Annotated in this window: 20 protein-coding genes and 1 pseudogene; 8 read left to right on the forward strand and 13 right to left on the reverse strand. The window is 71.7% G+C overall.

The genetic code is table 11. From position 1 onward, the window contains the following. Positions 1-25 precede the first annotated feature (25 nt). Positions 26-2,548 carry a collagenase gene (locus AQJ66_RS24875; RefSeq protein WP_425264305.1) on the forward strand — a complete coding sequence of 841 codons (2,523 nt, stop codon included), beginning with the start codon at positions 26-28 and terminating at the stop codon, positions 2,546-2,548. Between the two features lie 585 nt (positions 2,549-3,133). Beyond that, entirely contained in the window at positions 3,134-3,379 is a 246-nt protein-coding gene (locus tag AQJ66_RS40690; protein ID WP_159052628.1) for a hypothetical protein, read from the forward strand. 463 nt (positions 3,380-3,842) lie between these two features. Here the strand turns inward: AQJ66_RS40690 and AQJ66_RS24890 are convergent, their stop codons facing one another. The 6 genes from AQJ66_RS24890 to AQJ66_RS39030 all read right to left on the reverse strand — a co-directional run bounded on the left by AQJ66_RS24890 (position 3,843) and on the right by AQJ66_RS39030 (position 9,032). Beyond that, positions 3,843-4,844 carry a proline racemase family protein gene (locus AQJ66_RS24890; RefSeq protein WP_061926451.1) on the reverse strand — a complete coding sequence of 334 codons (1,002 nt, stop codon included), beginning with the start codon at positions 4,842-4,844 and terminating at the stop codon, positions 3,843-3,845. Between the two features lie 2 nt (positions 4,845-4,846). Further along, on the reverse strand, positions 4,847-5,743 hold the full coding sequence (locus AQJ66_RS24895; RefSeq protein WP_061926454.1) for a dihydrodipicolinate synthase family protein: 897 nt from the start codon (positions 5,741-5,743) through the stop codon (positions 4,847-4,849). A gap of 20 nt (positions 5,744-5,763) precedes the next feature. Next, on the reverse strand, positions 5,764-7,188 hold the full coding sequence (locus AQJ66_RS24900; RefSeq protein WP_061926456.1) for an FAD-dependent oxidoreductase: 1,425 nt from the start codon (positions 7,186-7,188) through the stop codon (positions 5,764-5,766). Further along, positions 7,181-7,435 (reverse strand): (2Fe-2S)-binding protein, encoded by a 255-nt coding sequence (locus tag AQJ66_RS24905; RefSeq protein WP_061926458.1) that lies wholly within the window; start codon positions 7,433-7,435, stop codon positions 7,181-7,183. The genes AQJ66_RS24900 and AQJ66_RS24905 overlap by 8 nt, the downstream gene beginning before the upstream one ends. Then, positions 7,432-8,592, reverse strand: coding sequence for an NAD(P)/FAD-dependent oxidoreductase (locus AQJ66_RS24910; RefSeq protein ID WP_244162934.1), 1,161 nt, complete (start codon positions 8,590-8,592; stop codon positions 7,432-7,434). The genes AQJ66_RS24905 and AQJ66_RS24910 overlap by 4 nt, the downstream gene beginning before the upstream one ends. Positions 8,593-8,861: 269 nt before the next feature. Beyond that, positions 8,862-9,032: a hypothetical protein gene (locus AQJ66_RS39030; RefSeq protein WP_159052629.1), complete on the reverse strand. Its 171-nt coding sequence runs from the start codon at positions 9,030-9,032 to the stop codon at positions 8,862-8,864. A 320-nt stretch (positions 9,033-9,352) separates the two neighbouring features. Between AQJ66_RS39030 and AQJ66_RS24920 the strand changes: the two genes are divergently transcribed. The 4 genes and pseudogenes from AQJ66_RS24920 (at position 9,353) to AQJ66_RS37705 (ending at position 11,083) form a co-directional block, all read left to right on the forward strand. Then, complete coding sequence (locus AQJ66_RS24920) at positions 9,353-9,535, forward strand: hypothetical protein (RefSeq protein WP_061926464.1); 183 nt, start codon at positions 9,353-9,355, stop codon at positions 9,533-9,535. A gap of 282 nt (positions 9,536-9,817) precedes the next feature. Beyond that, positions 9,818-10,442, forward strand: a pseudogene (locus AQJ66_RS37700) (integrase core domain-containing protein). A gap of 175 nt (positions 10,443-10,617) precedes the next feature. Then, positions 10,618-10,821 carry a hypothetical protein gene (locus AQJ66_RS24925; protein WP_061926466.1) on the forward strand — a complete coding sequence of 68 codons (204 nt, stop codon included), beginning with the start codon at positions 10,618-10,620 and terminating at the stop codon, positions 10,819-10,821. Positions 10,822-10,885: 64 nt separating this feature from the next. Continuing rightward, positions 10,886-11,083 (forward strand): transposase, encoded by a 198-nt coding sequence (locus AQJ66_RS37705; protein WP_159052630.1) that lies wholly within the window; start codon positions 10,886-10,888, stop codon positions 11,081-11,083. A gap of 213 nt (positions 11,084-11,296) precedes the next feature. Here AQJ66_RS37705 and AQJ66_RS24930 read toward each other — a convergent pair whose 3' ends face one another. Beyond that, a complete protein-coding gene (locus AQJ66_RS24930) occupies positions 11,297-12,118 on the reverse strand; it encodes a Rossmann-fold NAD(P)-binding domain-containing protein (RefSeq protein ID WP_061926468.1) in 822 nt (273 codons plus the stop codon). Positions 12,119-12,325: 207 nt separating this feature from the next. Between AQJ66_RS24930 and AQJ66_RS24935 the strand changes: the two genes are divergently transcribed. Beyond that, entirely contained in the window at positions 12,326-13,771 is a 1,446-nt protein-coding gene (locus AQJ66_RS24935) for a flavin monoamine oxidase family protein (RefSeq protein ID WP_061926470.1), read from the forward strand. Between the two features lie 32 nt (positions 13,772-13,803). Here the strand turns inward: AQJ66_RS24935 and AQJ66_RS24940 are convergent, their stop codons facing one another. Beyond that, on the reverse strand, positions 13,804-16,011 hold the full coding sequence (locus AQJ66_RS24940) for a chorismate-binding protein (RefSeq protein WP_061926472.1): 2,208 nt from the start codon (positions 16,009-16,011) through the stop codon (positions 13,804-13,806). A 194-nt stretch (positions 16,012-16,205) separates the two neighbouring features. Here AQJ66_RS24940 and AQJ66_RS24945 point away from each other — a divergent pair, with 194 nt between their 5' ends. Then, positions 16,206-17,366: an FAD-dependent monooxygenase gene (locus tag AQJ66_RS24945; protein ID WP_061926474.1), complete on the forward strand. Its 1,161-nt coding sequence runs from the start codon at positions 16,206-16,208 to the stop codon at positions 17,364-17,366. 29 nt (positions 17,367-17,395) lie between these two features. On the opposite strand, the gene AQJ66_RS24950 is transcribed toward AQJ66_RS24945, so the two are convergent. From AQJ66_RS24950 to AQJ66_RS24970, 5 genes are all read right to left on the reverse strand, one after another. After that, the gene (locus tag AQJ66_RS24950) at positions 17,396-17,599 is read right to left on the reverse strand and encodes a tautomerase family protein (RefSeq protein WP_061926476.1); all 204 of its coding nucleotides are present in this window, start codon (positions 17,597-17,599) and stop codon (positions 17,396-17,398) included. Between the two features lie 87 nt (positions 17,600-17,686). Beyond that, positions 17,687-19,981 carry an ATP-binding cassette domain-containing protein gene (locus tag AQJ66_RS24955; RefSeq protein WP_061926478.1) on the reverse strand — a complete coding sequence of 765 codons (2,295 nt, stop codon included), beginning with the start codon at positions 19,979-19,981 and terminating at the stop codon, positions 17,687-17,689. 65 nt (positions 19,982-20,046) lie between these two features. After that, positions 20,047-21,840 carry a gamma-glutamyltransferase family protein gene (locus tag AQJ66_RS24960; RefSeq protein WP_061926479.1) on the reverse strand — a complete coding sequence of 598 codons (1,794 nt, stop codon included), beginning with the start codon at positions 21,838-21,840 and terminating at the stop codon, positions 20,047-20,049. 105 nt (positions 21,841-21,945) lie between these two features. Continuing rightward, positions 21,946-22,821: a PhzF family phenazine biosynthesis protein gene (locus AQJ66_RS24965; protein ID WP_061926481.1), complete on the reverse strand. Its 876-nt coding sequence runs from the start codon at positions 22,819-22,821 to the stop codon at positions 21,946-21,948. Further along, on the reverse strand, positions 22,818-23,717 hold the full coding sequence (locus tag AQJ66_RS24970) for an LLM class flavin-dependent oxidoreductase (RefSeq protein WP_061926483.1): 900 nt from the start codon (positions 23,715-23,717) through the stop codon (positions 22,818-22,820). The genes AQJ66_RS24965 and AQJ66_RS24970 overlap by 4 nt, the downstream gene beginning before the upstream one ends. Positions 23,718-23,751: the final 34 nt, after the last annotated feature.

The following is a 23,751-nucleotide window of genomic DNA, read 5'->3' on the forward strand; positions in this document are numbered from 1 at the left end:
GCTATCGCTAGCCCTGACCCTCGCCATGGGCACCGGCCTATTGCCACAACCCGCCAGCGCACGCACCGGAGCGCCCCTGTCCACCACCACGCACGCGGTGACGGGAGGCGGGAAGCACGCCGGTCCCGCGCCCGAGGCACAGACCGCCGGCGCGGACGCGGAACACGTCGGAATGGGGCGTCTGAAGGCGTCCGAGCTTCCGCCGCTGGCAGCGAGCAAGGACGCGCTCAAGGAGTCCTACGGCAGGGCCGCGAAACCGCCGGCCCGGCCCTCGACGACGTGGGAGACGGCCGGGAAGAGGAGCGCCGCCGCGGCCGCCGCGTGCAACGTCTCCGACTTCACCAGCCGCACCGGCAGCGCGCTGGTGCACCAGGTCAAGGCGTCCACGACCGACTGCGTCAACAGGCTGTTCAACGTGACCGGAAGCGACGCCTACAACGCCTTCCGCGAAGCCCAGATGGCCACGGTCGCGTACGCCGTACGCGACGACTCGGCGTCCTATCCCGGCAACGCCAGCACCGGTATGCCTCAGCTGGTCCTCTACCTGCGCGCCGGCTACTACGTCCACTACTACAACACCGGCACAGTGGGCACCTACGGCAGCAGCCTGCGGACCGCCATACGTTCTGGTCTGGACGCTTTCTTCGCCAGCCCGCACTCTCGCGACGTCACCGACGCCAACGGTGAGACCCTCGCCGAGGCCGTCACCCTCATCGACAGCGCCGAGGAGAACGCCCGCTACATCTACGTCCTCAAGCGGCTGCTGGCGGACTACAACTCCTCGTGGAACGCGTCCTGGTGGATGCTCAACGCGGTCAACAACGTCTACACCGTGACGTTCCGCGGCCACCAGGTGCCCGCCTTCGTGACGGCCGTCCAGAGGGACTCGAGTCTGATCGACTCTCTGTACAGCTTCGCCTCCGGCCACCTCTCGCTGCTGGGGACCGACCAGTCCTACCTCACGTCCAACGCGGGACGCGAACTCGGCAGATTCCTGCAGGAGTCCCCTCTGCAGTCGAAGGTGCGTCCGCTGGCCGTCGGCCTGCTGAACTCGAGCTCCATCAAGGGCACCTCCGCTCCGCTGTGGGTCGGCGTGGCCGAGATGACCGACTACTACGACAAGGCCCACTGCTCCTACTACGGCACCTGCAACCTGCAGTCGCAGCTGGCCAGCTCGGTGCTGACGGTGACCTACCCGTGCAGCTCCAGCATCACCATCAAGGCCCAGCAGATGACCTCGAGCGAGTTGTCGTCGAGCTGCTCCAGCCTGCGCAGCCAGGACGCGTACTTCCACAACATCGTCCACGACAGCGGCCCCGTCGCCAACGACAACAACAGCACCATCGAGGTCGTGGTCTTCGACTCCAGCACCGACTATCAGACCTACGCCGGTGCCATGTACGGCATCGACACCAACAACGGCGGCATGTACCTCGAGGGTAACCCGGCGGCAGCCGGCAACCAGCCGCGCTTCATCGCCTACGAGGCCGAGTGGCTGCGCCCGGACTTCCAGATCTGGAACCTCAACCACGAGTACACCCACTACCTCGACGGCCGGTTCGACATGTACGGCGACTTCAACGCCGGCGTCACCACTCCGACCGTCTGGTGGATCGAGGGATTCGCCGAGTACGTCTCCTACTCCTACCGCGGTGTCCCCTACAACGAGGCCATGACCGAGGCAGGCCGCGGCACCTACGCCCTGAGCACCCTCTTCGACACCACCTACAGCAACGACACCACGCGCATCTACCGCTGGGGCTACCTCGCCGTCCGGTACATGCTCGAAAAGCACCCCTCCGACATGAACACCGTGCTCGGCTACTACCGCTCGGGCAACTGGAACGCCGCCCGCAGCTATTTGACCAGCACCATCGGCACGCGCTACGACAGCGACTGGTACACCTGGCTGGCCGGCTGCGCGGCCGGTGACTGCGGCGGCGGCACCAACCCGCCCGGCAACCAGGCACCCACCGCCGCGTTCACCACCGCTGTGCAGGGTCTAGAGGTCGCCTTCACCGATCAGTCCACGGACGCCGACGGCACCATCGCATCCCGCACGTGGAACTTCGGTGACGGAACCACCTCGACCGCCACCAGCCCCAGCAAAACGTATGCGGCCGCCGGCACCTACACGGTGAAGCTGACCGTCACCGACGACAAGCGCGCCACCTCCACCGCCGGCAGGACCGTCACCGTCAGCAGCGGTGGCACCGGCACCGAGTGCACCGGCACCGACACCCGGGAACTGGGCCAGAACTGCCGGCGCAGCAACCAGTCCGCCACCACCGGCAACTACGCCTACCTCTACCTGTACGTTCCGTCCGGAACCACTCAGCTGAAGATCACCACCTCCGGCGGCACGGGCGACGCGGACCTGTACTACAGCTACAGCGGCTGGCCCAGCACCACCAGCTCCACGCAGCGCGCCACTGGTGCCGGCAACGGCCACACCCTGATCATCACCGACCCGACGGCCGGCGCCCAGTACGTCAGCCTGTACGCGGTGAGCAGCTTCAGCGGGGTCACCGTCAGCACCAGCTACTGACAGACGCTCTGCTCCATCAGAAGGACAGCTCCACCATCGGCCCGGGGTGGCTCCCCCCGCCCCGGGCTGAGTCCGGAGCGGGGGTGGTGGGGACTCTCGCTCCGGACTGCACCGCCTCGCCCGGCAGCAGCCGGGCGCTCTCGCCACCCGAGGAGGTCCCACATGAAGGCATTACCACCGGCAGGTACGCGATGACGCCTCTTCCGGCCGGTCCTGGCATCTCTCGCCGTCACCTGCACCCTCGCCTCGCCCGCCGTGGGAAACAGCAACCAGAACATGCCGGCGCTCAGCGCCTCACAGCGGGCCGCCGCCGCAACTCGCCGCGGACCAGCATGTCTTTGCCCTGGAAGCGCAGCGGCGTGCGCTCCGCCAGGACCACCTCACCGATGTCGCGGTCTCGCTGCGCAAGCGCCTCGGTGCCCGCTTCGGCGGTATGCCTGGATCGACCGGAAGCACGGCGGCCGACTCAGCGTCGCCGTCACACAGCCGTCCGCCTCGGCTCTCGCCGGACAGCAGGCGGCGCGGGCCCAGGCACCCGACACCTCCACCGCCGTCGTGCGTCACAGTCTTATGCAGCTCACCCGCATGTCTGACACCCCGGTCAAGCGGATCTCCGCCGCGAACAAGTCGGCCGCCCACCACGGCCTGCAGTCCGCCGTAGTGATGCAGGCCAACAAACTGCGTCTCGACTTGCCGAAGGGCAAGGACCTCACCGTCAGCACCTACGCGCACGCCTCCAAGCCGTTCGCCTGTGACGGCCAGTACTCCTTCGACCGGTCGCTACGCTCAGGACTGACCGGCACACCGTCGGGTTCGCGCGCCGGCGGCTAGTGCGAACCCGACGGCCAGGACGGCAGCCGAGTCGCGCACAAGGTGTCCGGCGACGACCGGTGCGCGGGCCGACGTCGCAGCGACGACGACGTCCGCGCCGCGGACGCGGTCGGCGACCGCCGTGTCGTCCGCCGCCAGGTGGCGGTCCGCCCATGCCGGGGTCGCGCCGCCGCGCGTGACGGCCGTGACATCGGCGACCGGTACGCGGGCCCGGATGGTACGGACGTGTCCCTCGCCCTGCGGACCTGTACCGAAGACCACGAGCCGCAGACCCTCGTCCGAGAAGTCCGCGAGCGTGCGCAGCCGCTCCAACAGGCCGCGACCGCAGGCGTGCGCATGCTGGTCAGCGCGACCCCGTCGAGGATCGCGACGGGGGTCAGCGTCTCGCTGTCGTGCAGGACGTACGGTGGTGGTGTGACTTTTCGGCCACCTCCTACGCCGCGAGGGCGGCGTACGAGGTCACTCACAGAGTGAAGCCGGCCGGGTAGGGATCCGACGGATCGAGCAGATACTGGGCGGTGCCGGTGATCCAGGCGCGGCCGGTCACGGAAGGCAGGACGGCCGGTCGGCCTCCGACCGTCGTCTCTTGCCTGATGCGCCCGATGAAACGGGAGCCGATGAACGACTCGTTGAGGAAGTCCTGGCCGATGGAGAGCTCTCCGCGGGCGTGCAGTTGCGCCATGCGGGCGCTGGTGCCGGTGCCGCAGGGAGATCGGTCGAACCATCCGGGGTGGATGGCCATGGCGTGCCGGGAGTGCTCCGCGGTCGATCCGGGGGCCTCGAGATAGACGTGGTGGCAGACGTTGATCTCCGGGTTCTCCGGGTGGGCGACAGGCTTGTGCTTGTTGATCGCGTTCATGACGGCCAGCCCGGCGTCGAGCAGCCGCTGCTTCTGCGTCCGGTCGAAGGGAATGCCGAGGTCCTCGGTCCGGACGAAGGCGTAGAAGTTGCCGCCGTAGGCGATGTCGTAGCGCACCGCTCCGTAGCCGGGAACGTCGACGACCTGGTCGAGTGCGTGGCAGTACGACGCGACGTTTTCCAGGGTCACCGATTCGGCGTGCCCGTCACGGACCCGTACCCGTGCCGTGACCAGTCCGGCCGGGGTGTCCAGCCGGACGTGGGTCTCCGGCTCGATGACCTCGACCATGCCGGTTTCGACGAGGACCGTGGCGACACCTATGGTCCCGTGCCCGCACATCGGCAGGCAGCCCGATACCTCCACGAAGAGCACGCCGAAGTCGGCGTCCGGCCGGGTCGAAGGCTGCAGGACGGCGCCGGACATCGACGCATGCCCGCGCGGCTCGCACATGAGCAGGGTGCGCAGGTGGTCGCGTTCCGCGACGAACCGCTGCCGCCTCTCGAACATCGTCGCCCCGGGAAGGACGCCCACTCCGCCCGTGATCACGCGGGTCGGCATCCCCTCGGTGTGCGAGTCGACGGCGTGGTAGCACACGGTCGAGCGCATCGTCAGCTCACCCCGCTGTCGATGAGGGCCTGGGTGGCGGCGCGGACATCGGCCTCCGTCTCCGGGCCGAGCGGCTGCCGCGGTGGGCGGCACCGGCCGCCGGGGCGGCCGATCATCTCCTGGCCGAGCTTGATGGCCTGGACGAACTCCGTCTTGCTGTCCCATCGCAGCACCGGGTGGAGCTGACGGTAGAGCGGTAGCACCGTCTCCAGGTCTCCGGCGACCGAGGCGTTGTACAGGGCGAGGCATGCCTGAGGGAACACCTGCGGGTAGCCGGCGATCCAGCCCTTGGCACCGGCGAGACCGACTTCCAGGACGGTGTCGTCGGTGCCGATCATGAGGTCGAGTCCGGGGGCGAGTTCGGAGATCTCGTAGCAGCGCCGTACGTCGCCGGAGAACTCCTTGACGCCGACGATGAGACCCTCGGCGTGCAGCTTGGCCAGCAGTTCCGGGCGCAGGTCGACCTTGGTGTCGATGGGGTTGTTGTACGCGGTGACCGGCAGGCCCACCGAGGCGACCAGTTCGAAGTGCTCCAGGACCGCACGGTCGTCGGCGCGGTAGGCGTTGGGCGGCAGGCACATGACGGCCTGGCAGCCCGCGTCCTTGGCGAACTGGGCGTGCCGTCTGGCTTCGACGCCGCCGTAGGCGCCGACGCCCGGCATCACGGTGAACCCGTCCGGAGCGTTGGCGACAGCCGTCTCCACGACGCGGTCGCGCTCCTCGTGGGTCAGTGTCTGGTATTCGCCGAGCGATCCGTTCGGCGCAACGCCGTGCAGCCCCTTTTCGGCGAGCCAGGCGACGCTCACCCCGTAGGCCTCGAAGTCGACCGTGAGGTCCTCGTTGAAGGGCAGACTGGTCGCGACGATGACGCCGTGCCAGGGCTTGCGGTTGTCGTTCATGCAGGCTCCTTGTCCGGTTTTCACTGTTGTTCATCGAGGTCGGCGAGCGCACCGAGGGTGACGGGCGTCGCGACGAGTCGTTCCGCGGGCGTGTAGACCTGGTTCTGCGAGGTGAGGCAGTGCACGGCCGGTCCGCACATCCGTCCTTGGCACCAGCCCATGCCGGCCCGGGTCAGCTGCTTGACCTGCCGGTGATCGTGTGCGCCGCCCTCGGTGCAGGCGGTGCGGACCGCGCCCGCGGTCACCTCCTCGCAGCGGCATACGACGGTCTCGTCGGTGAGCCACGAGGACCATGCCGCCGGGATCGGATGGGCAAGGGCCATCGCCCGGGCGAAGGCCCGTTGCCTGGCTACGGTTGCGCGCACTGCGACCAGGCGCCGGTTGCCCAGCACCGCGGCCGATCCGGAATCGGTGAGGGCGGATTGTGCGGCAAGGTGTCCCTCGCCCACTGCGAGTGCCGCTCCACCCACACCGCACGCCTCGCCCGCGGCGTAGAGACCGGGGACGCTTGTGCGCTGTCCGCCGTCGACGGCGACGACCGCGTTGCCGTCCGCGGAGTTGGTGAGGTCGCAGCCCAGGGGGATGAGCAGGTCGAGTTGAGGCGTGAAGCCCCAGCCGACGCCGACGGCATCGACCTCGATCCGCCGCTCCGTGCCCGGGCGCGGGCTGCCGTCGGACGCCACGGCGGCGATCCGGACCGCTGTCACCCGGTCGCCTCCTTCCGCGCCGGTGATCGCCGTGCGCGGGCGGACCCGAATGCGGTGTCGGGCGAGCCCGAAGGCGTAGCCGGCTCCTTCGGCCCACTTGCCGGGGTTGCGCAGAACGGGGAGCGGATGACGCAGCCATGCCAGCGGGTTGCCCGCCTCGCACACCGTGACCACCTCGACGCCGCGCGCCGCGAGGCCGGCAGCCACCGGCAGCAGGAACGGCCCGGTCCCGCCCAGTGCCACGCGGCTCCCGGCCGTGACGCCCCCTCCTTTCAGTAGCGCCTGCAGGCCGCCGATGGTGAGCACACCCGGCAAGTCCCAGCCTTGGAAAGGCAGTTGCCGGTCGTAGGCCCCGGTCGCCACGAGCAGCCTGGGCGCGTGCAGGGTCACGGCGCTCTCCCGCGGCGCGTCTCGCCTGTCGACCGCGTGGACCGCGAATCCGTCGCCTTCCCGGACGGCGGACCACACGTGATGCGCCAGGCGCAGGTCGAGCCGTCCCGCCTTCCGGGCCATCGACAGTTCGCGCGAGAGGGCGCGGTACTCGCGCAGTCCGTGATGGAGATCGTCGGTCGGAATCGCTGATCGCGCGTGCTGTGGCGGGTGCCGCCAGAACTGGCCGCCGACGGCGGTGCCGGAGTCCACCTGCGCCACGCGCAGCCCGCCGGCCAGGGCTGTTGCCGCCGCGGCCATGCCGGCCGGGCCCGCGCCCACGATGATGATGTCGCTTGGTCTACCCATCGCCGTCCCTCCCGGTCGTCACGGCCATGCCCGGGCGCGCCGGCACCAGACAGGCGCGCTGGCCGCCGGCTCCGTCGATGGTTACCAGGCAGTCGAAGCAGACGCCGATGCCGCAGAAGACACCGCGCGGGCGGTGCTGGACGCGGGTGGTGCGCCAGGCGACCCGGCCCGCGGCGACCAGAGCGGCGGCGACGGTCTGTCCCTCGATGAAAGGCAGGAGCTCGCCGTCGATGATGATCTCGCTCATTGCGGCGCACCTCCGGAGGTGAAGAAGCGGTCGGGTAGAAGACCGGTGTGTGCCGCCGGATCGGCGCCGCGCCAGGGACGGCCGAGCAGGTGGGCGGTCACGAGCGCGCCGGTCGCGGGGGCGAGGCCGATCCCCGCCCCTTCGTGACCGCAGGCGTGGACGACCCCCGTCACCCGCGGGTCGGGGCCGACGACCGGCAGGTGGTCCGGGCAGTACGGCCGAAAGCCTCGGTAGGCGCGGATCAGGTGCACCTCGCGCAGGAAGGGGAACAGCCGGCAGGCCTGTACCGCGAGCCGGGCGACCACGGCGGTGTTCATCGTGGTGTCGAAGCCGACGCGTTCGCGGCTGGCGCCGATGAGGATGGTGCCGCCGCGCGTGCCCTCCACGACGCACGAGGTCTCCAGTCCGGCGTCGGACGAGGCGACGTTCGCGACGTAGTCCGCCGAGTAGACCTTGTGCCGGACCACCACCGGCAGCGGCTCGGTCACCAGGACGAAGCCTCGGCGCGGCAGCACCTCGACGGGAGCGCCGAGCCGGCGGCCGACCTCGCCGCCCCAGGTCCCGGCGGCATTGACGACGGCGTCGGCGGGCAGGACCTCGCCGGCCCCCATCCGGACACCGGTGACCCGGCCGGCCCCACCGGTCACGGCGCCGACGACCTCCCCTGTATGAAGGCGCGCGCCGCGCCGCACGGCGGCGCGTAGCAGCGCGGCCGTCGCGAGAACCGGCTGAACCTGGGCGTCCTGCGAGTACAGGACGCCGCCGCGAAGTCCGGGGGTGATGAGGGGCTCGACCTCGCGGAGCCGGGTGACCGGCTCGATGTGGACGCCGGCCGCTGCCTGCCGTGCGGCGAAAGCGTGAAGCGCCGCGAGGCCTTCGGCTGTGCCGGCGACGACCAAGCCGCCCTTGGGCTCGAGCTCGAAGGATGCCGGACCGAGTTCCTGACCGATCTCCTCCCACAGCGTGCGACTCAGGCGGGCCAGGTCGAGTTCAGGGCCGGGTTCCTTGTCGGAGAGAAGGATGTTGCCCTCTCCCCGGCTTGTCGTCCCGGCACCCACAGGTCCACGGTCGACGACGGCGACGTCCATACCCGCCGAGGCTGCATGGAAGGCGCACGCGGCGCCGACGACGCCCGCGCCCACGACGACGACCTTCAGGGTCACCGACTCCCCCTTCTGTGCAATGTCACATGCCATTGCTTAGGCTATAGACCCGAGCGACCCGAGACAACGACAAGTTCTGCGTGACTTTGTCGAGACGTCGTTTCGAACGGACAAGCGCAGGGAGCACTGTGATACTGACTCGAAACTCGATCGTGGCCGGCCATGACGTCGCCGGGTACGGGGGAAGCGTGGCGCGCCTTCGAAGCCGCGACCGATGAGCCCCGAGGCCCCCAACTGCGGGACGCCTCACCCGACCTCGTCGCTCAGGCCGCACAGCAGGCCGCCTCAGTCGCGCGGGTCTTCTTCCCGACCGGGGTGAGCGCGGTGGCGTGGTGTTCGCCCTTACCGACGTCCAGGCCGAGGTAGACGTCGATGTCGCCAGTTCGATCACGTGCCGGGTCCTCCGGTCGTACTCGTCCGGCCTGCCACGGCACTTGGCTTCCTCGATGTCAGTGTCGTCGCTGTTCCAGGCCCAGCGGTCGAGATCGTCGGGAGGTGGCGCGGCGGCTCGATGAGGAGGATGGCGGCTGCGCGGACGATGGCGGCGGCTTGTTCGAGTCAGTCGGCGAGATCTTGCGCCGGGCCACTGAGGGCGATGCCGTTACTGCCGGTCCAGATGGCGATAGCGAGTTCGCCGGGGTCGACGGTAGCGCCGCGATGTCCTCGCCGGGGAACAGGAGTTGCGCGCCGCTGGTGATGTCGGGCCATTCGAGTCGGTTGGACATGTAGGGGTGCCTCGAGTCTGTTCATCACCGTGCTCGTGCTCGTCCTGTGCGTTGCGCTGCTCCTGGTCGTCGTCGACCTGGCCGTGGTCGTCGGCCTCGGCTACGTCGTTCACCGCCGTCCGGCGCTCGCGGTGCCGGTCGGAGTTTCCCTCACTGCCGCCGGTGTCCTCATCACCGCCACGGTCGGCATTCTCCAGGCCGCCGTGTCGTGACCGGACGCCGTACCGGGGAAAGGGCTGTGGGGACCCGGCGGGACCGGGCCGGTACCGCCGGGGAACTTGCCAGGGAAGTAGTCGGCACGTCGAAGCGTCCGGAATCAGGGCGATGAACTGGGATTTGATAGGCCCCGGGACGACGTCCGGCGCGACCCGGGACGCGACCTAGGTGTGCTGTCCCGGGACGTTGGTGACACGCGGCCTGGGTGCTTGAACAGGTGAGGGCCTTCTGGGTTCGGTGTGGATTGCGAAGTCTGCACCGACGTCCAGGAGGCCCTCGTGTCCCACCGTAATGCCCCGCTGACTCCGACCGGCAGGCTGCGTCTGGCCCGGTGTGTCGTCGACGACGGCTGGCCGCTGCGCCGGGCCGCGGAACGTTTCCAGGTCAGCCACACCACCGCCGCACGCTGGGCGGGCCGTTACCGGCAGCACGGCGAGGCGGGCATGCGGGACCGCTCCAGCCGCCCGCACCGTCAGCCGCGCCGGACACCGGCCCAGATGGAGGCACACGTCGTGCGGCTGCGGCGAGAACACCGCATCGGCCCGCTGCGGCTGGCCGCCCGATGCGGCATCGCTGCCTCCACCGCACACCGCATCCTCATGCGGCACGGTCTGCCCGTCCTGGCCATCCTGGACCGGGCCACCGGCGAACCCGTCCGCCCCTACGAACGCTCCCGGCCCGGTCAGCCCCCGCTGGACCAGGACCTGGCGGCCCCAGACCAACGGCAAGGTCGAACGCTTCCACCGCACCCTGCTCGAAGAATGGGCCTACATCCAGCCCTACACCTCAGACAGCGAACGTCAGGCAGCGTTTCCCGGCTGGCTGGACTGGTACAACTACCACCGACCCCACACCGGCATCGGCGGCCACACCCCAGCCAGCCGCGTCACCAACCTGTCCTGACAGCACACCTAGGGCGGGACCCGGGATGCGACTTGAGAGCTCGTTACGGAATGAGCCGTCCGCGACTGGTCGGGTTTCCTGCCCGTCCCTCTGTCCCGGCGCCGCAACCTACCCGTCGCCGACCGTTGGCCACCGGTCTTGGATAGGCTGCGTGGGGAGCCTTTCAGGAGGGGTCATGGCGAAGGTCACCATCAGTCTGGACAGCGATCTGGCTATCGAGGTAATGCTGCTGGCTGGTACCAGGAGTCCGCAGGACGCTGTCGAGTTGATCGTCCGGGACTACCTGGCACGGGGTCACCGCACCGAGGCTCGTACCGGTAACGTCGCCGACCAGGATCGCCTCGCCGATCGGCGGTCCGCGCCGGAAGAAGGCCGATGAGCACTTCGGGTGAGATCGGCGTGTCGGCTGGTGGTTGAGGGTCCTTCTGGGCAGGGTCCGGCTGGTGTCTATTGATCTTGTTTCCGACGACTTTTGGGAGCGAACAGCTCCACTGCTGCCAGAGCGGCCGCCCCGACGTCACCGTCATCCCGGACGGCTGCCGGTGCCGGACCGGGTTGCGGTGGCGGGCATCGTGTACGTGCTGCGCAAGGCAGTGGCCTGGTGCGACGTGCGAGTCCAGGTCGTGGGCTGCTCGGGGTGACCTGACTGGCGCTGGCGGCTGGCCGCGGCGGGCGACGCCTTCGCCATGAGGGTGCTGGCCGCCGCGGGTGGGCCCGAGGGCAGCAATGGCGTCTGCTGCTCAGGCCGCCGGGCCCAGATCGCTGCTGTTGCTCGCCAGGCGGGTCAGGCGGCGGGTCATCAGGATGATCGCCTCCTAGGTGCTCAATGTCTCCGTGTGCTGGCGGCGGAGGGGTCAGGGGCGGGGCCAGTCGGGTCCCGTCGCCGCGTCGGTGACGTACTCCCGGAAGGTGCGGGCGCGGTGCCCGGTCAGCCGCGGGACCGTGTCCAGGGGCTCGGTGTCGCCCAGTGCCCGCAGCGCCGCGTAGGAGGCGAGTTCTCGTTCGACCGACTCCTCGGGGCGGCCGGCGGCGGCCTGTGCGACGCGGTAGGCGTCCTCGCTGCCGTGGAACGTCATCGGCCGGCCGGTGACATCCTCGATGACGGCGCAGGCCTCGGCGAAGGACAGCGCCTGCGGCCCGGTGAGTTCGTAGGTCCGGTCGGTGTGCCCGTCCTCGGTCAGGACGCGCGCGGCCACGGCCCCGACGTCGTCGAGGTCCACGAATCCCTGCCGACAGTCCCCCACCGGGACCGCCAGCTCCCCCGCCAGGACCGCTCCGCGGAAGGGCCCCTCGTCGAAGTTCTGGTCGAACCAGTCGACGCGCAGGACCGTCCAGGCCGCGCCGCACTTCTTCACGGTGTCCTCGGCCTCGATCAGCCGCTGGTCCCCCATGGTCTCGATGGCGCGGCTGGACAGCAGGACGATGTGACCAACCCCGAGGTCCGCGGCCAGGCCGGCGAGGTCCGGGTCGACGGGGATGCCGTCGGGGGCCATGAGGAACATGCGTCCGGCGCCGCGCAGAGCCGGTTCCCAGGTGCCGCGGTCGTGCCAGTCGAACCGGGTGGCGCCGTGCCGGGACGCGGGCCGGACCGGTACGCCCAGGGTCCGCAGGTGCGCGGCGACGCGTCGGCCCGCGGAGCCGGTCGCCCCGAGGACGAGGATCGGTGTGGTGCCCATGCCCTCGTGAACGACGGGCGGGCGGCAGGGCAACGGTCGCCCGCGAGGTGCACTCAATTGCCCTAAGGCAGTCGTTGCGTGCCTGCTTGCCATCAACTCGCAGCAGTATGGCCGGTTTAGTCGCATGCCGCACGTCCATATGATTTCCTGTTTTCAACCATATGGACGTGACAACCCCGCGCCGTCGCGGGTGAGAGGGGAGGGCCGATGGCCGAGGTCACACAGACCGACGTGCGTCGCGAGTTCGACCGGGGCATGCCCGGGGTGCGGGTGCCCGGCAGGGTCGTCGTCATCGGAGCGGGTCTGTCGGGCCTCGCCGTGGCGTACGAACTGGCCGAGCGGGGCGGGGACGTCACGGTGCTGGAGGCGTCGGACCGCCCGGGCGGGCGGGCGTACACCCTGCGCGCGCCCTTCGCGGACGGCCTGTACGCGGAGGCCGGCGCGATGACCCTGACCCCGCACTGCCACTACGCCATGCACTACCTACGCGAGCTGGGGGTCGAGCTGGACACGGCCGACCTGGTCGGCAGCCGGTTCTCGTACTTCGCCGGCGGCCGATTCTTCGGTCCCGACGCCGACTCGCTCGACCGCTCCGGGCTCCCGCTCGCCCCGCACGAGAAGGGGCTGGGCGTCACCGACATGATCGACCGTTACGTGCGCCGCACCTACGCGACGTTGGAGCCCGACATCACGGCGGCCGACTGGACACCGACCCCGCTGCTCGCACCGTACGACCGGCGGTCGGTGTACGAGGTGCTGTCCGAGCGCGGTGCCTCGCCGACGGCGATCGACCTGGTGGAGCCGCACTTCCTGGAGATGCGCGGCGGCGACCTGAAGACCGCCTCGGCCCTGTCCTGGCTGCGGCACGAGGCCAGCCCGCACTCCCTGGCCAACGCCGATCCCCGGTGGTCGAAGGTCAAGGGCGGCACCGACCGGTTCCCACGGGCGTTCGCCGAGCGGCTGAAGGACCGCATCCGCTACCGGGCTCCCGTGGTGCGCGTCACGCAGGACGACGCGGGCGCACGGGTCACCTTCCTGCACGGCACCCGGATGCACACCCTGGACGCCGACCGGGTGGTGGTAACCGTGCCGTTCAGCGCGATCCGGCACATCGACCTCACCGACGCCGCACTGTCCGGTGCCAAGCAGGACGCGATGCGCAGGGTGAAGTACTCGTCGATCGTGCGCGTCTACCTCCAGATGCGCCGGCAGTTCTGGCCCCAGGACAACGCGAGCTTCTCCACGGACCTGCCGGTGCGGTGGGTGCGGGACGCCACGCCCCGGCTGCCCGGACCCCGCAAGATACTGGAGTGCCTGATCACCGGCTGGCGGGCCCGCGCCCTGGCCGTGCTCAGCCCCGAGGAGCGGATCCGGTTCGCCCTGGACCAGGTCGAGGTGATGCTGCCCGGCGCCCGGGAGCACTTCGAGACCGGCACGTCCGTGGTCTGGGACCAGCAGCGGTACATCGAAGGCGCCTACATTCTGCCCGAGGTGGGGCACAGCTCCCTGATGCCGGCCATGCGCAGGCCGGAGGGCCGGCTGCACTTCGCCGGCGACCACACCTCGTTCGAGCCCAACGGCGGTTCCATGACGCTCGCGCTGGAGTCGGCCGCGCGGACCGTCCTCGAACTGGGGAGCGCTACGACCGCGTGACCGGGCCGGGGCCGCGGCCCGGTGCGCCGCGCTCACTCCAGCAGCAGGGTCAGCAGTTCCGCCCCCTCGACGCTCAGCACCGACGCGGGGAGGAAGGCGCAACCGCCGGTACGAGGGCCCCGCAGGGCCGCCAGCTCGCCGTCGCCGGGGCCGTACCAGAGCGTCAGCCCCAGCCGCCGGGCCAGGGCGTCCGTGTGCGGGCCGGCCAGCACCGCGTACGCGCCACCGTACCCCACCGTCGCACGCCGGCCGAGGACGTCGATCTCCTGCTGGGCGGCGGCCTCGCCCCGCGGCCGAACGGATCCGGCCAGACCCAGTCGGGCGAGCAGGGGGTGGAAGCCGAGTCCGACGCCGACGGTGCGCGCCCCCTGGGACATCAGGCCGGCGACCAGAGCGCGCAGGGCGGCGATCCGGTCGTCACCGGTGGCGAACGGGTCGCCGGGTCCCGGACCGACGACCACCGTGGTGCCGGGCGCCAAGGGGTCCGCGGCACGAATTGCGCCGCCGTGGGCCGTGGGCCCCGCGCAACGTGTCCCGGCGCCCTGCATACCGCGGTCCGCGGAACGCACCCGGGCGTCGGGCGCCACGGGGTCCCCGGGACGCACCCCGGCCGCGTGGGCCACGCGGTCCACGGAACACACCTCGACGGCACGGCCGAGTCCGCGCAGCATGGCGGCGAGCGCCGCCGTCTCCTCGCCCCCCGCGTCGACCAGCAACACCGGCCCGCCGGGAGCCGGCCGGCCGCCCGGCCGCGACCGGCCCCGCCAGTGTGCGGACAGCAGCGCACGGCGCCGGTCCAGTTCGGCGCTCACCGACGGCCACGCCGCCGGGTCGACGGGGACGGTGGAGCGGGGCCCGGTGCGCCGGTGGCCGGGTGTGCGGCCACCCGGCGCCCCGTCGCCTTGTGCTGCGGCCGGGGTGTCACACCCCTCCAGGGCGTCGTGCGGCGCGGGGTCGCCGGGGACGGGGTCCGCCCGTCGGCAGCCGGCGGCGGTGTCACCGGGGGCGGTGGCGGCGGTGCTCTCGAACACCGACAGCAGGGCCGATGCCTTGGCGCGGGTCTCGGCCGCCTCGTCGGCGGGCACCGAGCGCGGCCCGACGGTGGCTCCGACCGACAGCTTCACGGTGCCCCGCCCGGAGAGCTCGAAGGTGCGGATGAGCACCGCCGTGTCCAGCTGCTCGCCGCCCGAGGCGTCGTGGCCCAGCAGCGCGATCAGCCCGCCGTAGTAACCGCGTCCGGAGGGTTCGCGCCGGGCGATGACACGGCAGGCCTCCGCGAAGGGACGGCCCACCGCGGTCGCCGCGAACAGGGTGCCGGCGAGGGTGTGCCGGACGTCGAGCGCGGCGGTCCCGCTGATGCGGCACTCGGTGTGCAGCACACGGGCCAGCGGACGCAGGCCGGGTCCCTCCAGCCGTACGTTCCCGGCGGTGACCCCGCACAGCATGGCCAGCTCCGCGTCGACCACGGCTCCCAGTTCCTCGGCCTCCTTGCGGTCGCGCAGGAAGGCGGCCAGGTCCTCGGCGGCAGGCAGGCCACCGGGCGGGAGGCGCAGCGTCCCGCACATCGGGTGCATCACCACCCGGCCCTGCTCCACGCTGACGTGGCCCTGCGGGGAGGCACCGGCCAGTGCGGCGCCGCGCGGACCTCCGGTGTGGACCGCGAACGTCCAGTGCGCGCCACGCTCGGCGGCGGACAGCCGGCGGAACAGCTCCCCCACGGCGGCGGCCCCGTGGCCGGGCAGCCGCGCGGTGAAGTCCCGGCGGATCAGGACGTGCAGGCCGGTGCGCGCCACCTCGTGGGCCAGGAGGTTGCGCACCCGGCCGGCGTACTCCTCGTCGGTGTCGTCGAAGGCCGCCTCCTCCCAGCGGAGGTCTCCCGCGGGCCGCACGGCGGCGAGGGCCGCGGTGAGCGTGGCGGTGTCGGCCGTGTGCCACCGGCGGATCTGCATGACCCGCACGGGGGTGCCGTCATCACGGCAGTCCAGCCCTCGTTCGGCCAGACACCGGTACGGCAGCACGGCGAGCGCGTGGGGCCCGCCGCCCGGCCGGGGCGGGCCCGACGGCAGGTCCGTCACCCGCCGTACCGTGTGCATGGCGCCTATGTACACGTCGAACGGGTCACTGGCACTTCCGTCGTGCGGGTGGCGGCGCACGAGGGCGAAGGGCGGCGGGTCGGGGGCCGAGAACAGGTCGGCCAGGTCGGCCGCCGCGAGCGGAGTGGGCGTCGGGACGTCCGGCATGAGGCGCCCTTTCGTGGAGGGACTCGTGGGAAGGGAACCTGGCAGGTAGGAACTTGGTTACGTTCGGGAAATGAATGGCGCGGCTCGGAGCGGTAACACTCCTCATGTCTTCGGTAGTTGATTCTCCGTTCATTTCCACTCAGATATCATGTTCGGCACGTCCATCCCTCCCCTCAGAGCCCCAGCGAGGTGTCATGCGGATAGCGGTGATCGGAGCCGGTCCCGGCGGGCTGTACACGGCCTGCCTGGTCAAGCGCCTGCGACCCCACGACGTCGTGGAGGTCTGGGAGGCCAACGCGGCCCGGGACACGTTCGGGTTCGGGGTCGTCTTCTCCGACGGCGCCCTCGGCGGCATCGAGGCCGCCGACCCGGCCCTGTTCGAGGCCGTCACGGCCGAGTTCGCCCGGTGGACGCGGATCGACGTCCACTACCGGGACCGCACCCAGCGCAACGAGGGGTACGGGTTCGCCGCGGTCAGCCGCCACACCCTGCTGCGGCTCCTGCAGGAGCGCTGCGCCGGTCTCGGGGTGCGCCTGCACTTCGGCACCCGGGCGCCGGAGGTGGCCCGGCTGCGCGCGTCCCACGACCTCGTCGTCGCGGCGGACGGCGTGGGATCGCGCACCCGGGCCCGGTACGCGGCCGCGTTCGGCACGGAGCGGCAGGAGGCGGGGTCGCGGTACATGTGGCTCGGCACGGACCGCCCGTTCGACGCGCTGACGTTCGCCGTCGTCGAGACCCAGCACGGCCCTGTACAGGCCCACGCCTACCCGTACGCGCCCGGCCGCAGCACGTTCATCGTGGAGGTGGGCGACGCGGTCTGGCGGGCGGCCGGCTTCCGGTCCGCGGAGCGCCGGCCCGCGGACCCCGTGGGCGACCGGGACGGCATCGACGAGGTGGCGCGGTACTTCTCCGGCCTGCTGGACGGGCACGCGCTGTGGGGAAACCGGTCGTACTGGGGCCGCTTCACCGCCGTGCGCAACCGGAACTGGAGCCACGGCAACCTCGTCCTCCTCGGCGACAGCGCGCACACGACCCACTTCTCGATCGGTTCCGGTACCAAGCTGGCCATGGAGGACGGCCTCGCCCTCGCCACGGCCCTGCACGAGCACCGGACGGTGCCCGAGGCGCTGGCGGCGTACGAGGCCGAACGGCGGCCCGCCGTGGAGCGGATGCAGCGGACCGCGCTGACCAGCCTGGAGTGGTTCGAGAACATCGACCGGTGCGTGGGGCTGCCGCCGGACGCCTTCAACGCGCACCTGCTGACGCGCAGCGGCCGGCTCACCCGGGACGATCTGCCCGCGGTCGACGCCGAGCACGTCGGGCGGATCCGCCGGCGGTTCGCCGACGCGGCCTGAGCCGCGGCGCCCGGGGCGGCCTGGCCGGGTCAGCCGTCCCGGGCCGCCTTCTTGTCCGCCACCGAGGTGCCGCCGACGAACCAGTGCCGCGGCGGGCATTCGTCCACCGTCACCCGGATCGCCTCCCGGGGTGTGCCGAGCGCGGTGTGCGCGGCCTCGGTGAGGGCCCGGCCGAGTGCGGCGATCTCCTCCTCGCTGCGGCCGCTCAGCAGGGTGACGTGGATGAGGGGCATGGCAACTCCTTGTCGGGGTGGCGCCGGAGCACCTGGCGTGCCGTCGGGTGCTCCGGGCCGGTCGGAGGTGGTGGTGCGCGGGGCCGGTCAGAGGTGACCGTGCGCGGCGAGGTCCTCGGCCAGGCAGCGGCCGGTGTGCGAGTCACGGCGGCGGACCAGGTCCGCGGGGGTGCCCTCGAACACCACCCGGCCACCGTGCCGGCCCGCCTCCGGGCCGAGGTCGATGATCCAGTCGGCGTACTTCAGTACGTCCAGGTCGTGTTCGATCACCACCACCGTGTTGCCGCCGTCGACGAGGCGGTCGAACAGGGCGAGCAGATTGCCGAGGTCGGCCATGTGCAGTCCGGTGGACGGTTCGTCGAACACGTAGACGCTGCCGGAGGTGTGCAGCCGGTGCGCCAGCTTCAGCCGCTGGCGCTCACCGCCGGACAGGGTGGACAGGGGGCGGCCGAGCGTGAGGTAGCCGAGTCCGACCTCGGTGAGCAGGATCAGCTTGCGGCGGACGGAGTCCTCGCCGAAGAACGCGATCGCCTCCTCGGCCGTCATGGCGAGGACGTCGACGATGGTCCGGCCGGACAGCGTGTGGCGCAGCGCCTCGTCGTTGAAGCGGCGCCCTTCGCAGCGCTCGCAGACGGTGGTGACCGGGTCCATGAAGGCGAGGTCGGTCTCGATCACCCCGCGGCCCTGGCACTCCGGGCAGGCGCCTGCGGAGTTGAAGCTGAACAGTCCGGAGTCGGCCCCGGAGGCGCGGGCGAACAGGCGCCGGACGGTGTCCATGATGTCGGTGTACGTCGCGGGGGTGGACCGGGAGGAGATCCCGATCGACGACTGGTCGACCACGACCGCTTCGCCCGGGTGCCGGTCGACCAGTTCCCGGGCGAGCGAGCTCTTCCCCGAGCCGGCGACGCCGCTGAGCGCCACCAGCACACCGGTGGGCACGTCGACCGTGACGTCCTGGAGGTTGTGCAGCCGGGCGTCCCGGATCGTCAGCTTGCCCTGGGGGGCCCGCAGTCGCTCCTTCAGCCCGGGCACCGAGTCCAGGGCCCGGCCGGTCGGGGTGCCGGCTTTGCGTAACCCGGCCGTCGAACCCTCGTAGACCACTTCGCCGCCCTGGCTGCCCGCGCCCGGGCCCATGTCGACGACATGGTCGGCGATGGCGATGACGTCCCGGTCGTGCTCCACCACGAGCACCGTGTTGCCCTTGTCGCGCAGCGCGAGGAGCAGTTCGTTCAGGCGGCGCACATCGCGCGGGTGCAGGCCCACGCTCGGCTCGTCGAAGATGTACGTCAGCCCGGTCAGACTGCTGCCCAGGTGGCGCACGGTCTTCAGGCGCTGCGCCTCGCCGCCGGAGAGGGTGCTGGTCCGACGGTCGAGGCTGAGGTAGCCCAGTCCGACGGCCTGGATCCTGCGCAGCGCGGACAGGGACGCCTGCACCACCGGTTTGACCGACGGCGCGTCGATGCGCTCCAGGCGGCCGATGAGGTCGGTGACCTCGAGGGCGCAGTAGTCGGCAATGGTGTCGCCGGCGATGCGCGAGGCGAGCGCGGCCGGTCCCAGCCGGGCGCCGCCGCAGACCTCGCAGGGCCCTTCCGTCACCACCTCTTCCACGGCCGCCCGTTCCTTCGCCTTGAGGGCGTCGAGGCCGCCCTTGAGGTAGCGGCGGGTGAAGCGCAGCACGATCCCCTCGTACTCGTTCTTGTAGACGCCGTGCCGTCCGGCCCGGTCGACCTTGAACCCGGAGCCGTGCAGCAGCAGTTCGCGGTCGCCGGCGGAGAACCGGCGCAGCGGCAGGTCGGGGTCGAACAGGCCGGACTCCGCGTACAGCTGCCACTGGAAGGTGCCGACGGCGAAGGCGGGGAAGCGGATGGCGCCCTCGTTGAGGCTCTTGTCCTCGTCCAGCAGCCGGTCCAGGTCCAGGCGCAGCCGGGAACCGAGCCCCTCGCACCGCGGGCACATGCCGCGGGGGTCGTTGAAGGAGTACATGTGCGAGGGGCCCGCGCTGGGCGTGCCGTGCCGGGAGAACAGCACCCGCAGCATGGCGTGTACCTCGGTCATGGTGCCGACCGTCGAGCGGGCGTTGCCGCCGACCGGCCGCTGGTCGATCACGATGGCGGTGGAGAGGTTCTCGATGACCTCGGCGGCGGGCCGCTCGTACTTGGGCAGCCGGTTGCGGATGAACGCGGGGTACGTCTCGTTCATCTGCCGCTGCGACTCGACGGCGATCGTCGCGAAGACCAGGGAGGACTTGCCCGATCCCGACACGCCGGTGAAGACGGTCAGCCGTTCCTTCGGGATGCGCAGGCTGACGCCCTTGAGGTTGTTCTGCCGTGCTTCCCCGAGAACGATGAAGTCACCCGGGTCCGGTGACGGGTGGGACACCATGCCGTTCCTCTTCCATCCGCCGAAATGGTTTCTTCACAGAAACTTATTCCATCGCGAGACAATCCTCAATCCGCCACAGCGTAGGCCTGCGCGCCGCGCGGGCTGGCCGCAGCCGTGACCATGTCGTCGCTGCTCAGAGCCGTGGCGCAGACCTTGCTCAGACTGTAGTCGGCGACCGTGCGCACCTGGTGGCCGCGCCGCCGCAGTTCCTCGATGGTTTCCTGAGGCATCCCCTCTTCCAGGACGACCGTCCCGGGGGCGAAGCGTCGGGGGGTGAAGGACGTCGGTACGTGGTCGGTGTGGAAGGTCCGCGCCTCGACGGCCTCCTGGAGTCCCATGCCGTGCTCGGTGTGGCGCAGGAAGAACTGCAGGGTCCACTGGTCCTGCTGGTCGCCGCCCGGTGTGCCGAAGGCGAGGCAGGGTCGGCCGTCCCGGAGCACCAGGGTCGGGCTGAGGGTGGTGCGCGGGCGCTTGCCGGGAGCCAGCGCGTTGGCGTGCCCCCGGGTCAGCGTGGCCATCTGCCCCCGGGTGCCGAGCGGGAACCCGAGGCCCGGCACCACCGGCGAGCTCTTCAGCCAGCCTCCGCTGGGGGTGGCGACGACCATGTTCCCGCGGGCGTCGGCGGCCGTGACGCAGCAGGTGTCGCCCCGGGCGGCCGTGGAACGCACCACGGCTGGGATGCCTTCCTCCAGCTCACCGAGCCATGCGGGGCCGGCGGGGCCCGCGGACTCGTCGTGGACCGGGGGCAGCACCGGCGTCCGGCCGCCGGGCGAGCCCGGTCGCAGTGCGGTGGAGGCCTCCCGGCCGATCAGTTCGCGGCGGGTCGCGGTGTAGGCGGGGTCGAGCAGGTCGTCGACCGGCACGTCGGCGTGGGCGGGGTCGCCGTACCAGGCCTCGCGGTCGGCGAAGGCCAGTTTGGCCGCCTCGGTGACCGTGTGCAGGAACTCGGCGCTCACCGGTCCCATGGCGGCCAGGTCGAAGCCTTGGAGCAGCGCGAGCTGCTGGAGGAAGACCGGGCCCTGCGACCAGGGACCGGGCTTGTGCACCGACAGGCCGCGGTGGTCCAGGCACAGCGAGGGCTCGACCGTGGCGCGCCAGCCGGCCAGGTCCGCCCCGGTGAGCAGGCCGCGGTGGCGGCGGCCGGTGGCGTCGATCTCCTCGGCGGTGGCAAGGTAGCGGTCGATGGCCTCGGCCACGAAGCCCTCGTAGAAGGCGCGCAGGGCCGCGTCGATCTGCTTGTCGCGGTCGGCGCCGGCCGCTCCGGCCTCGTCGAGGAGGCGCCGGTAGGTCCGGGCCAGGTCGGGGTTGGTCATGCGCTGACCGGGCCGGGGCGCGGCCCCGCGGACCAGGTACGTGCGACCGGACTCCGTCCACTCCTCGCGGAAGAGCTCCCGCAGCGCCCCGATCATCGCCGCCGCCTTGGGGAGCAGCGGGTACCCGTGTTCGGCGTAGCCGATGGCCGGCTCCAGGACGTCCTTCAGGCGCAGGGTGCCGTACTCGGCGAGGACGCGCAGCCACGCGCCGAAGGCGCCGGGCACCACCGCGGGCAGCAGGCCCGAGCCGGGCACCACGGAGAGGCCGAGCTGCTCGAACCTGTCGATGGTCGCCGCCCGGGGCATGGGGCCCTGGCCGCAGACGACGTCGACCCGGCCGGACCCGGCCCGGTGGGCGAGGACGGGTACGTCTCCGCCGGGCCCGTTGAGGTGGGGTTCCACGACCTGGATGACGAACGCGGCGGCGACGGCCGCGTCGAACGCGTTGCCGCCCTTGTCGTACATGCGCAAGCCCGCGGACGAGGCCAGCCAGTGGGTCGAGGCGACCGCGCCCCGGGTGCCGCGCAGTTCTGGACGGAACAACACAGTCGGGTTCCTCTCCTCTTCGTACCAGTTCTTCTTCGGCGGGTTCTTCTTCGTCGAGCTCTCCGTGACGAGCTCTCCGTCCCGTGTGGTGCGTGGAGCGGTGGTTCAGCGAGCGACGGCCGCCGTGCGGGGCAGGTGCATGCGGCCGGCGCCGGTGGCCGCGACCTCTCCGGTCACCTCGGCCGCCACCGCCCGGCCCCCGCGCACGGTCACGGCGCAGTCGAGCCGGGCCGGGCGGCCCAGTACCGCCCCCTGCCGGACCTGGTACGCGCTGGTGCCGTCCACCACTGGCACCAGTCCCGCACGGACGAGCCAGGCGCCCAGGCCGAGGGCCGCGGAGGCGCACGCCGGGTCCTCCGGCATGCCGTACCCGGGAGCGAACACCCGCACGTCGGCCCGCTGCCGGCGGCTGTCGTAGGCGACCACCACCGCGTCGGGGCAGTCGTCCCACACCGGGTGCGCCGCCTGGTGCACGGCGCGGGCGACCGCCCCGCTCGCGACGGGCAGCACGTGGAACGCCGGCCCGAAACCGGTCACGCACGGCTCGGCCACCAGGTCGTCCCCGGTCAGTCCGCACGCTTCCAGCAGCGGTTCCGCGTCCCAGGCGGCGGGCGGCGCGGGCTCACCGCGCACGGCGAGCGTGGCGCGGTGGGCGCTCGCGCGCACCGTCATCAGCCGCCCGCCGCACTCCTGGACCAGCTCCCCCGCCCGCAGCCGGCCCAGGCGGACCAGGGTGGCGGCCGTGCCGACGGCGGAGTGCCCGCCGTACGGCGACTCCCGCTGCGGGGTGAAGACCCGGACCCGGTGGGTGGCAGCGACCGTCCCGGGGGGCAGGACGAACGCGGTCTCGGTGAGACCGACCTCGCGGGCGACGGCCTGCATGCCGGCGTCGTCGAGTGCGCTCGCGTCCGGGACGACCCCGAGCGCGCAGCCCTCGAACGGGGTGCCGGTGAACATGTCGACGATCTCGTAGTCGATCACGGCTGCTCCTCGCTCCGGACGGTCAGCACGTCGCGTGCGATCCGCTCCAGCACCCGCACGCTGCCCCGGTAGGGGAAGGACGGCCGGGGCCAGTGCACGACGAAGTCGGTGACGCCGAGCTCGCCGAAGCGTCCGACGGCGTCGCGGTACGCCTCGACGGAGTCGAGGGTGCCGCCCACCATGGCACCGGTGAGCAGCAGCCGGCGCAAGGTGGCGGGGTCGCGTCCGGACCGCTCGCACGCCTCGTCCAGGCGTGCCAGCTGCTCCTTGATCTCCGGCAGCGTCTCCTCGTACGGCCGGGCGTCGAAGTCGCCGGGCCGCCCCGCGGTGACCCACAGATCGGCGTGGCGAGCCGCCAGCCGCATGCCGCGCGGTCCGGTCGCCGCGATGGCGAACGACACCCGGGGCGCGCCCAGGCAGCCCGGGTGCATGGGGACCTCCCGGACGTCGTAGTGGGTGCCCGTGTACGTGGTGCTGCGCCGGGTCAGCAGTTCGTCGAGCAGCTCCACGAACTCGGCGAAACGGTCGGCACGTTGCCGTGGGGAGTAGGCGGTCGGGTCCACGACGCGGTCGTCGAGGCCGCCGGCTCCGGCTCCCAGCCCGCAGATGAAGCGGCCGCCGGCGATGTCCTCGAGCGTCATCACGTCCTTGGCCAGCGTCACCGGGTGCCGGTAGGTGGGGGTGGCCACCATGGTGCCCACGGTGAGGGTGGAGGTGGCCTCGGCCGCCGCCGCCAGGGTGGGCACGGCACCGAACCAGGGTTCGTCGCGCAGCCACCGCCACATCAGCTGGTCGTAGGTCCAGGCGTGGTCGAAGCCGAACTCCTCTGCGCGGACCCACTGTTCGCGGGCCCGTGACCAGCGCTGTTCGGGCAGGACGACGACTCCGTGCCGCACGGTCCGTCAGCTCCTCTCCTGTCGTGTGTTCCGG

This window comes from Streptomyces bungoensis, from assembly GCF_001514215.1.
GTDB classification, from domain to species: Bacteria; Actinomycetota; Actinomycetes; order Streptomycetales; family Streptomycetaceae; genus Streptomyces; species Streptomyces bungoensis.